The 10,352-nt window shown below is 63.8% G+C and carries 7 protein-coding genes and 1 pseudogene; all 8 read right to left on the bottom strand.

All coding sequences use genetic code 11. The features are described from left to right. Window positions 1–571 (bottom strand): DNA ligase LigA-related protein (locus tag ABSG20_RS20405; protein WP_490338329.1); only part of this gene is annotated, 571 nt, incomplete at its 3' end. 210 nt (window positions 572–781) lie between these two features. Then, on the bottom strand, window positions 782–2,470 hold the full coding sequence (gene recN / locus ABSG20_RS20400; RefSeq protein WP_423866320.1) for a DNA repair protein RecN: 1,689 nt from the start codon (window positions 2,468–2,470) through the stop codon (window positions 782–784). 242 nt (window positions 2,471–2,712) lie between these two features. After that, on the bottom strand, window positions 2,713–3,621 hold the full coding sequence (locus tag ABSG20_RS20395) for an outer membrane protein assembly factor BamD (RefSeq protein ID WP_423866319.1): 909 nt from the start codon (window positions 3,619–3,621) through the stop codon (window positions 2,713–2,715). 342 nt (window positions 3,622–3,963) lie between these two features. Continuing rightward, complete coding sequence (lpxC, locus tag ABSG20_RS20390) at window positions 3,964–4,923, bottom strand: UDP-3-O-acyl-N-acetylglucosamine deacetylase (protein WP_423866318.1); 960 nt, start codon at window positions 4,921–4,923, stop codon at window positions 3,964–3,966. A 346-nt stretch (window positions 4,924–5,269) separates the two neighbouring features. Continuing rightward, the gene (gene ftsZ, locus ABSG20_RS20385) at window positions 5,270–7,063 is read right to left on the bottom strand and encodes a cell division protein FtsZ (protein WP_423866317.1); all 1,794 of its coding nucleotides are present in this window, start codon (window positions 7,061–7,063) and stop codon (window positions 5,270–5,272) included. Between the two features lie 88 nt (window positions 7,064–7,151). Continuing rightward, window positions 7,152–8,474 (bottom strand): cell division protein FtsA, encoded by a 1,323-nt coding sequence (gene ftsA / locus ABSG20_RS20380; protein WP_423866316.1) that lies wholly within the window; start codon window positions 8,472–8,474, stop codon window positions 7,152–7,154. Then, window positions 8,471–9,457, bottom strand: a complete 987-nt coding sequence (locus tag ABSG20_RS20375; protein WP_423866315.1) for a cell division protein FtsQ/DivIB — start codon at window positions 9,455–9,457, stop codon at window positions 8,471–8,473. Before ABSG20_RS20375 ends, ftsA begins: the two co-directional genes overlap by 4 nt. Further along, window positions 9,397–9,749: pseudogene (locus tag ABSG20_RS20370) on the bottom strand (D-alanine--D-alanine ligase); the annotation flags it as partial. The pseudogene ABSG20_RS20370 and the gene ABSG20_RS20375, both read right to left, overlap by 61 nt. Window positions 9,750–10,352: the final 603 nt, after the last annotated feature.

Raw genomic sequence — 10,352 nt, 5'->3', positions numbered from 1 at the left:
CGCGGACCTCGCAGATGTCGGGCTGGTTCCGGCCTTCAAGTTTTTTCGGCACGTCTTCCAGGGTGCGAATATTGGCAGTGACGTCTTCACCCTCGGCACCGTCGCCGCGCGTGGCCGCGGTGACGAGGTCGCCGCCCTCGTAGCGCAGCGACATCGATAGCCCGTCTATTTTCGGCTCGGCGCTGAAGGCGATCTCGTCGTCATCGCCAAGCTTCAGGAAGCGGCGGATGCGGCCGACGAAATCGAGCACGTCTTGTTCGGCAAAGGCGTTATCGAGCGACAGCATAGGCACCGCATGCCGCACTTTTGCAAAACGTCCGGAAGGTTTCGTCCCGACCTTCTGCGACGGCGAATCACTGGTGACGAATTCAGGAAACCGGGCCTCGATCGCGTTGAAGCGCTGGCGCAGAGCGTCGTATTCGGCGTCGGAAATCTTCGGCGCATCCTCCTGATAATAAGCCTTGTCGTGGCTCTCGATCTCAAGCGCCTGCCGCTTGTGCTCGACCTTGGCCTGGGCCTTGGTGAGGGTGGCGACGTCGGGGCGATGCTTGGTCTTTACTGTCTTGGCCATGGTCCAGGAATACGACGAAGTTGATTGGGAGAAAAGACGGTGGCGGCTTGTAACCTCTCCCCGCTCTGCGTGGGCTCTGCGCGGGGAGAGGTCGAAGTTGAGACGCGAAGCGTCGACCCCGGGTGAGGGGCGAGGCACTGCGTTCAACCAACGACCGGCTCCGCCCCCCCTTCCTCTCCCCGCGAAGAGCGGGGCGAGGGAGCGGACCAGCTACGCCGTCGCTGCTTTCAGCAACCGGTCCGCGGCGGCTCGGGCTTCGGCGGTGATCTCGGCGCCAGCCAGCATGCGGGCGATTTCCTCGCGGCGGTGATCGGCGGCGAGCGCGTTGACGCGGGTGGCGACGCGCTTGCCGCGGTCGAGCGCGTCCTTTGAAATCAGCAAATGCAGGTCGGCGCGCGCGGCGACCTGCGGGGCATGGGTCACCGCCATCACTTGCACCTGGCCTGAAAGTCTCGCCAGCCGGGCACCAATCGCGTCGGCGACCGCGCCACCCACGCCGGTGTCGATTTCGTCGAATACCAGCGTCGGCGCGGAGCCGCGATCGGACAGCACGACCTTCAGCGCCAGCAGAAATCGCGACAACTCGCCGCCGGAGGCCACTTTCATCAAGGGGCCCGGCTTGGTACCGGGATTGGTCTGGACCCAGAACTCGATACGATCAAAACCCTGCGGGCCGGGTGACCTCGCGTCGGAATCCAATTGCGTCATGAATTTCGCGCGATCGAGCTTCAGCGGCGCCAGTTCGGCATTGACCGCCTTGTCGAGTTTGTCGGCGGATTTGGTGCGCGCGGCAGAGAGTTTGGCGGCGGCGACGCCGTAGCGCGCATCGGCCTCGCTGGCTGCCGCCTCGAGCTTTTTCAATTGGTCGGCCCCGGCATCGATCAGCGCCACGTCGGCGGCGTATTTGGCCGCCAGCGCCGATAGCCCCTCGACCGGGGTCGAATATTTACGCGCCGCGGCGCGAAGCGCGAACAGCCGCTCCTCGATCCGCTCCAGTTCGGCAGGATCAAAATCGGCGGCGATCAGCGCCGCGTTGAGGTGCTGGTCGGCCTCTTCCAGCGCGTTGATGGCGGCATCGATCGCCTTCACCGCGGGTTCGACTAGCGCGGGCGAACTGCCGGCCCGGCGCTCCAGCCGGCGCACCGCCGCCGACAGTGCCGGGACCGGGGAATGGTTGCCGCCGACGGCCTCCTGCGCCTCGCGCAGATCGGCTGAAATCTTCTCGCCCTGCATCATCGTGGTGCGGCGTTCGGCGAGCGCGGTCTCCTCACCGTCCTTGGGCGAGAGCGTCTTCAGCTCATCGGCGGCATGGCGCAGATAGTCCGCCTCGCGGGCGGCGCGCGCCATATTGGCGCGATGCGCGTCGAGCACGGTGTTGGCGGCGCGCCCCAAATCCCAGAGCTGTTGCAGCGCCGCGACCTCCTTTTCAAGGCCGGCGAACGCATCGAGCAGCCGCCGGTGGGTCGCGGCTTCGACCAGCGCACGCTCGTCATGCTGACCGTGAATCTCGACCAGGGTGGAACCTACCGCCTTCAGGGTCTGCACGCTGATCGCCTGATCGTTGATGAAGGCACGGCTACGGCCATCGGCGAACTGCACGCGGCGCAGGATCATCTCGGATGAATTTTCAGAGCAGGAATCGTCGAGCCCGTTGTCGCTGAGGATTTTCGCGGCCGGATGGCTCTTGGGCACGTCGAACACCGCGGTGACCTGCCCCTGCTCCACGCCGTGGCGGACGAGGCTGGCGTCGCCGCGCCCGCCGAGCGCCAGCGCGAAGGCATCGAGGAGAATGGATTTGCCCGCGCCGGTTTCGCCCGTCAGTACCGCAAGGCCTCGGGAAAACTCGATATCGAGCCGTTCGATCAGGACGATGTCACGGATCGACAGACGCGCCAGCATGCGAGATCAGTTCCTGGTGAAGCGGCTCGGAACTCTCTTCCTCCGCACCCGCTAGTCCCTTAAGCAACCAGCCTAGGATTACAGAATTCCGGCGTGCTTTGGAATCGGAAGTTCGCGGCAGCGAATGGCGCGGGACCGACCCGAATTCCGCACGATAGCGTCTTTGAGCGAAAGCCTGCCCCGGACCTGATCCGCGGTGTGGTGCCGGCTCGCATCAAGAAAGCGCGTCAAAACAAAGGCCCCTAGCCGAGGCCAAGTTTCTTGAAGGCCTTGGAGATATAGGAACCGGTGTTCTCGGTCGGCTCGACCCCGCCGGACTTCACGAGATTATAGGCGTCCTTGTACCAGGGGCTCTCCGGAAAATTATGCCCGAGCACGGCGGCGGCGGTCTGCGCTTCGCCGACGATGCCGATCGCCATATAGGCCTCGGTCAGCCGGGCCAGCGCTTCCTCGACATGCCGGGTGGTCTGATACTGGGTCACCACGGTCTTGAAGCGATTGATCGCGGCGGTATAATTGCGCTTGTCGAGGTTGTAGCGGCCAATATCCATTTCCTTGCCGGCGAGTTGGTCGCGCGCGCCTTCGAGCTTGGCCTTGGCGCTGACCGCATATTCCGAGGTCGGATATTTGCGGACCACTTCCTCGAGCGCCGCAATCGCCTTCTCGGTGCGGCCCTGATCGCGGCTGACGTCCGGGATCTGGTCGTAATGCGAGGCCGCGATCAGATACTGCGCATAGGCGGCGTCGGGGCTGCCGGGATGCAGGGTAACGTAACGGGTGCCGGCGCCGATGCAGCTGTCGTAGTCGCCGGACTGATAGAAGGCGTAGGCCGACATCAAGAGTGCCTTGCGCGCCCATTCGGAATAAGGATGCTGGCGGTCGACTTCCTCGAACTTCTTCGACGCCGCTTTCGGATCCTTCTTCTGGTTCATCAAATACAAGCCCTCATTGTAGAGCTTGTCTGCGGGCTCTTCGACGAAGGTGTCATCCTTGGCCAGGAACTTGTCCCACAACGCGCCTGTGCCGCATCCACTGAGCGGGATCGCGAGCCCAACCATCGCCGCGGCCAGCCGAAGCCGCCGGCCGATCGGATGGCGGCCGGCGCCACCCGATATCTTGCGTAGTTGGAGTCTCATACGCGGTGCCGACATGTGTTCAAGACCTGACGCCTGTGATGCGGTAACCCGCAGCGCGCCATGAGCGTAGCCATGGCCGCAATGATTGCCTTGGGCTGTAACCGAAAAAGGTGCCTCAACCAATCAAATACGCAGGCAATTCGCCCGGATTAAGGCGATCCCGGTCGATGCAGCCGATCATGGTTACTTCGCTGGAGATATCAGACCGTTTCCAACGGAGTTCAGGGAAGGTCGGAGGCACGGTCGGAATACCTCAAAGACGACGCCCGGATCAAACGTTCAGGCCTTCCAAGGCCCCAGGGTCAGGAAACCAAAGTCAGGAGGGCTTAACGCCGGGACCGTACGGGGAGGATGAAGTCAGGATACGTCGGGACTGTAGGCTGGGGCGACAATCCCACCCGCCATGCCGCTGCCAACTTCGGCACGAGTGCGTGAACGGCGGGCCGTTTCCGCCTCGATCACCCGCCATGCGCTGCGATCAGCCATCAAGGCCGTCAGCACCGCATGGTTGAGCCTGTGGCCACCACGCACCGATCGATAGGCGCCCAAGAGCGGCAGCCCGGCGAGAGCCAGGTCGCCGATGATGTCGAGCACCTTGTGGCGCGCGCATTCGTCTTTGTAGCGCAGACCTTCGGCATTGAGCAGACGGGTCTCGTCAAACACCACCGAATTCTCAAACGAGGCGCCGAGCGCAAAACCCGCACTCCACAGCCGCGCGACATCGCTCATGCAGCCGAAGGTCCGGGCCCGACTAACCTCGCGGCGGAACCTTTCGGGGCTAAGTTCGAGCATGTAGCTCTGGCGCCCGATCACGGGATTGGCGAAGTCAATCTCGGCCTCGGCCCGGAAACCGGCCGCATAAGGCCGCAATTCGCCGTAACTATCGCCGATCACGACTTGGACCGGCTTCAGAACCTGGATGAAGCGACGCGGTGCCGACTGTGTGACAATACGAGCCTGATCGATCGCGGCGACGAAAGCGGCGGCGCTGCCGTCCATGATCGGAACTTCGGGGCCGTCGACCTCGATCGTGGCGTTATCGACGCCCATGCCCCGCAGTGCAGCAAGGACATGTTCGGCGGTGGAAACGAGCGGGCCTTCACGGTCGCCCAACACGGTGGCAAATTCGGTGGAGATCACTGCTTCCGTTGCGGCCTGAACCTCGCGGTCACACCCTTCCAAGCCGGTGCGAACAAACATAAAACCTGCATCCACAGGTGCAGGTCCGAGGGTCAGATTGACCGGTAAACCGGAATGAACGCCGACCCCCGTCACAGTGGCTTGAGCCCGAAGCGTTGTTTGCCGGCTAAATTTCATTCCAAAACCGCCCCACTGACTTTACCTGAAGATCGGAACGACGCGGGAGTTGCGCGCTCCGATTCGCACTTCAAGTTCCCCAAGTCACGGTAGACAATAACACCGCCTCGATGACCGCCAACTCACGCTTTTTTACCGATTGTTACCCTATCTCTGCCGTATTCGCGCCAAAGGTTAACCATATTGGATTTTTTTTGGGCCGCGATTTCAAGCCCGCCATCCGACCCCAACATACAAAATTAGTCGTTTAAAATCAGTTGCTTGGGACAGCCTCGCCGGGCCAAAAAGAAGGGGTCCCGGACAGCATGGCCGAGACCCCTTTGCGTGGCTTTCGCTGTAACAAATGTCAGTTCGTTTGCCGGCGTAGGAAGGCCGGAATATCCAAATGATCGTCGCCCTGTGGCATTGCAGCAACAGGTGCTGAGCGTCCATGAACATCCAAGCCCTGGGGAGCGGGCCGGCGAGCATATTCTGATACCGGATCGTCGGCTGCGATCTGCTCAGCGACCGAACGCTGCGGCTTCCGCTCCGGCAGTGGCGGCATGGTCGGGCCCGAGGCGCGGGCCGCGATCGGCGGCTCGGTCTCTTCGTCGCGGCGGCCGAGGCCGACATTGGCAAGACGCTGCAGCAGCGACAGCCGGTTCTTCTGCGGATGCTCCTCTTCGACCTCGCCACGAGCCTGCCGGATTTCGTTCTGGGCCGGCATCGGCAGATCTTCGAATTTCGGCATCCTGGGCGCACGAACGGGGGCACGTTCGGCGGCCTGGGGGATGAAGGTCTCGGGGGTCGCGGGCTCCTCCGCCTCGATCCGCGTGGCATCATGATCCGGGAACAGTGAGGGCTTCTGCGCGATCGGACGGACCGTGACATCGCCATAGGACGCCTGCTGCAGCGGCGCCGAGCCCGGCGGCTGCGGCACTCCCGGAGCGACCGCTGCGGCGATCGCCGCCAGCGCGGCGCGTTCGACGTTGCTGGCGCTGCGCTGCGGCGCGGTGGCAGCGGCCTGCGCCGAGGTCGGCAGCTCCGGCTTCTGAGCGCGCTCGGCAAGCCGCTGATTGTCGGCACGCAGCCGCGCCGTCAGATCAGCCAGGCGGCTTTCCGGCGTCATGGTCGAAGCCGCGGCAGCGGTGACCACCACGGGTGCCGCAGATGCCGCTGCATTGCGCGAGATCAGCGCCTGTTCGATGCCGGTGGCAACGACGGAGACGCGGATGATCCCGTCGAGCGATTCGTCGAAGGTGGCGCCGACGATGATGTTGGCATCCTGGTCGACCTCTTCGCGGATGCGGGTGGCGGCTTCGTCGACCTCGAACAGGGTCAGATCCTTGCCGCCGGTGATCGAGATCAGCAGGCCGCGCGCGCCCTTCATGGAGGAATCGTCGATCAGGGGGTTGGCAATGGCGGCCTCGGCCGCGGTCAACGCCCGCTTGTCGCCGGAGGCTTCCCCGGTTCCCATCATCGCCTTGCCCATTTCGCGCATCACGGCGCGGACATCGGCAAAGTCGAGATTGATCAGGCCTTCCTTGACCATCAGGTCGGTGATGCAGGCGACGCCCGAATAGAGCACCTGGTCGGCCATCGCGAAGGCGTCGGCGAAGGTGGTCTTTTCGTTGGCAACCCGGAACAGGTTCTGGTTCGGAATGATCAAGAGCGTATCGACCACCTTGTGCAGATCGGCGATGCCGGCTTCGGCGGTGCGCATGCGACGCTGGCCTTCGAAATGGAAGGGTTTTGTCACCACGCCGACCGTGAGGATGCCCATTTCGCGCGCGGTCTTGGCGATGACCGGTGCGGCCCCGGTGCCGGTGCCACCGCCCATGCCGGCGGTCACGAACACCATGTTGGCGCCGGACAGATGGTCGCGAATTTCATCGAGCACTTCCTGGGCCGCGGCCGCGCCGACATCCGGCTGTGAACCGGCGCCGAGGCCCTGGGTGACCTGGGTGCCCATCTGGATGATGCGCTGCGCTTTCGACATCGTGAGCGCCTGCGCGTCGGTGTTGGCGACGACGAAATCGACCCCCTGCAGCCCGGCGGTGATCATGTTGTTGACGGCGTTGCCGCCGGCTCCACCGACGCCGAACACGGTGATACGCGGTTTCAACTCGCTGATGTCAGGGGGAGTAAGATTGAGTGCCATGGTTGCCTCTCGATTTACGCGCGCGTTGGTTCGCCCCGGCCGGCGGCCGCGGGGTATGGTGGAAGCCGAAGGGTGAGGAAAGGTGACATCAGAAGCCCTCGCGAAGCCATCGTCCGACCTTTCCGAAATAGCCGTCAGTCCCTGTCCTGAGCTGCCGCGTGTGCCGCGGTTCGACGTGTTCAAGATGAGCGTATTGGGGATAGACCAGAAGCCCCGAGGGAACCGCGAACGAAGCGTTCTTGGCCTCGCTGGGCAGCCGGCCAAAGCCGAGGGGACGACCGACGCGCACCGGCCGGCCGAGAATACGGGTTGCAAGTTCAAGGATGCCGGTCAGCTGCGAAGCCCCGCCGCTCAGGACCACGCGCGCCTTTGGCTCTGCGGCAAAGGGGGAATCCGCGAGGCGGTCCCTGACCATTTCAAAAATCTCCTCGGCGCGATGCCGAACGATGTTTGCGATTGTGGCGCGGGACACGATCTGCGGAACATCCCGCTCGCTGTCGCCGGCGGTCGGCACCGACATCAGCTCGCGCGCGTCGGAACCGCCGGTCAGCACGGTGCCATATAACGTCTTGATTCGCTCGGCATCCGCAATGCACGCGCCGAGGCCGCGCGCAAGATCCATGGTAATGTGTTGCCCACCAACGGCAAACCCGCTGGCATGCACGAAGTTTCCGCCGGAATAGGTCGCGATGGTGGTGGTGCCGGCGCCCATCTCCACCACGGCGGCGCCGAGATCGGCTTCATCGAAGGTCAACACCGACAGGCCCGCCACATAGGGGCTGGCCGCCATGGCCTCGACCTCGAGATGACAGCGCTCGACCACCAGCATCAGATTCTTGGCGACCGTCGCATCTGCAGTGACGACATTCATATCGACGCCGAATTGCCGCGCCACCATGCCTCGGGGATCGCGAATGCCCTTGACGCCATCGAGGGCGTAGCCGACCGGCAGCGCATGCAGCACGGTCCGGCCCTCGCCGGTGGCGTGGCGCATGCCCGCAGAGGTGACCCGGCTCACCTCGGCGGCGGTAACCGCACCGCCGCGAATATCGGCCGCGGCTTCGATCAGCTGGCCGTGCAACCGGCCGCCCGATACCGAGAGCAGGACGGACTCGACCCGAACCTTGGCCATGCGCTCGGCCAGCGCCACCGCCTGGCGCACCGCCTGCTCGCATTCGACGAGATCGATCACCGCCCCGGCCTTCACGCCGCGGGACTGAATCTGGCTGCACCCGATCAACTCGACGGCATGGGTGCGTCCGCGCAGTGCCTCGCTGGGCCGGCACGGCTTCAGCCGCGCGATCATGCAGGCGATCTTGCTGGTGCCGATATCCAGCGATGCCACCAGCGCGGTGCGCTTCTGCGGCATCGGTCGCGTCTTCGGGGTCTGGTTGCGATCGAGGCCGGTCATGCGTCGCCGGCCTTCTTCTTCGACTTCTTGTCCTTGAACTGATCTTCGCGGGCCTTGGCCGCGTCGTCCGACAGCTGCACCGTGAGCCGATCCGGCAGGCGCATGTCGACGGCTGTGATATCGCGCGAGAACAGCCGGTCTTCCTGGTCGAGCTTGCTCAACGCCGCCAGCGCATTGCCGACATCGTGTTCCGGCAGCCTGATATCGAGCCCGTCCTTGAGCCGCAGGTTCCAGCGCCGTTCGCCAATGAAGATCGCAGCCTTGGTGGCCGCGTGCACCTGCGGATAACGCGCGAGCAGCGTGAGGAAATCCTTGGCGCGGGCTTCGGCGCCGCGGCCTACCACCAGCGGCAGCTTGAGGAAGCGACGTGTCACATAGGGTTCAAGCACCGCGCCGTCGTCTGCAATCACCGACAGGCGGCCATCCTGCTGCCACAGCGCGAACGCCGAACGTTCGGTTATGTCGATCTGGAGCTGGCCGGGATAGAGTTTCAGCACCGTGGCTTCGGCGATCCAGGGATCGGCCTTCAGTTTGTCGCGCACGACCGCGGGATCGAGGAACAACAGCGACGAGCGGCCCGTGACGCCGCCGATCGCGAGCACCTCGTCCTGGGTCAGTTGCTTGCGGCCGTTGATGGCGACCGATGTGATGCGAAAGCCGGCGCCATTTGCGATCGCGTTGCGGGTATCGCTCAAGGCCGAGGTCAGTTCCTCGACGTGGCCGCCGCGGACGATGCCGAAGCCGGCGCTGCCGAGCAGCAGCAGCGCGGTCGCAGCGACCCCGGCGCGGTGCGGAAGATAACGCTCGATCAGCGCGAACAGGCGGTGCGGATCCTGCTCGCGTTCCCGGCGCGGCTTGGCGCGGGCGCGCGCCAGGCCCAGCCGCTCGCGCAACAGCACCACCGCGCCAATGGCGGCGGCCTTCAGATCAGCTTGGGGCCCCAGCGATCGCAGCGATCGGGCGAGGCGTCCTGCACCATCCATTGCACGAGCTCGTCAAGTGTTGTCCCCGCAAAAGCTTGCGAGTTCTGGCGTAGGTGACGTCTCGGCCATGCCGGGCTGGGAGTTGACCTCAAGGCAGAAGAGGCCACCTGTTCCCTCGATGCGTCGTCGCAGCGGAAATCCGCCCGCCTCACGCCCCCGGTAGCCAAGCGCCACATGCGCCGCCAGCCCTGACCTTCGGACTTCCTGGTAAACAAAGGGTAAAATCGGTGCGGCAGGGATGTGTTTTGATCCGTCTTCCGAGTACTTTGGCGCGAAATTCGTAGAATTTTACCGATCAGACGATCAGTTCCGTTCTGGCGATCTCCCGGTAAGGTTGAAGACGTAGTCCGCGTAAAAGGGGTAAAAGTGGTGGCGAGTACTGCGACAACACGCCGGAACCATCCCGAAAAACAGTCCGAATGATCGGGAAAGTTGTGTCTCCGAAGTACACACCTTTTCCCTGTTAAGCCCTGTTAATACAGGCGCGGAAACAGGGGCATCCAGGTTCCCATGCTGATTCGCAGGTAAGCAAAAGGCGCTCGTGGGAGCCGCGCCCATCACTGGCTTGAGATGATTATTAAAGTTGGTGGGCACGCAATCGGTTCGCGCATTCGCGCGACCCGGGCGGCTTCTTTGCCCGCCCACCCGATTTCCGATGCACTTTTCAAACAGCCGAGCAAGATAGTCTGAGATCGTCATTGCGAGCCAACGGGTCGCGCGTATGCGCGCCCGATGAAAGGCCCCCGCGAAGCAATCCAGCTTTGGCGCCGCGAAAAGAAAGCTGGTAGAGTAGGAGTGTGGCGCAGTGAACTTTAGGCCCAGCATATCTGTTACCGCCCCTTTCGTTTGGCGGTGCCTTAGCGGCTGGACCGTGGTTCTTGTTTCCACACCCCCC

The organism is Bradyrhizobium sp., assembly GCF_049512235.1.
GTDB lineage: Bacteria > Pseudomonadota > Alphaproteobacteria > Rhizobiales > Xanthobacteraceae > Bradyrhizobium.
Note: the sequence above shows the minus strand (reverse complement) of the source record. Positions and strands in the feature narration are given on the sequence as shown.

Coding starts and splice junctions, on each gene's coding strand:
- recN (WP_423866320.1), bottom strand. CDS start 2,470: ATGCTGGCGCGTCTGTCGATCCGTGACATCGTCCTGATCGAACGGCTC.
- ABSG20_RS20395 (WP_423866319.1), bottom strand. CDS start 3,621: ATGTCGGCACCGCGTATGAGACTCCAACTACGCAAGATATCGGGTGGC.
- lpxC (WP_423866318.1), bottom strand. CDS start 4,923: ATGAAATTTAGCCGGCAAACAACGCTTCGGGCTCAAGCCACTGTGACG.
- ftsZ (WP_423866317.1), bottom strand. CDS start 7,063: ATGGCACTCAATCTTACTCCCCCTGACATCAGCGAGTTGAAACCGCGT.
- ftsA (WP_423866316.1), bottom strand. CDS start 8,474: ATGACCGGCCTCGATCGCAACCAGACCCCGAAGACGCGACCGATGCCG.
- ABSG20_RS20375 (WP_423866315.1), bottom strand. CDS start 9,457: ATGGATGGTGCAGGACGCCTCGCCCGATCGCTGCGATCGCTGGGGCCC.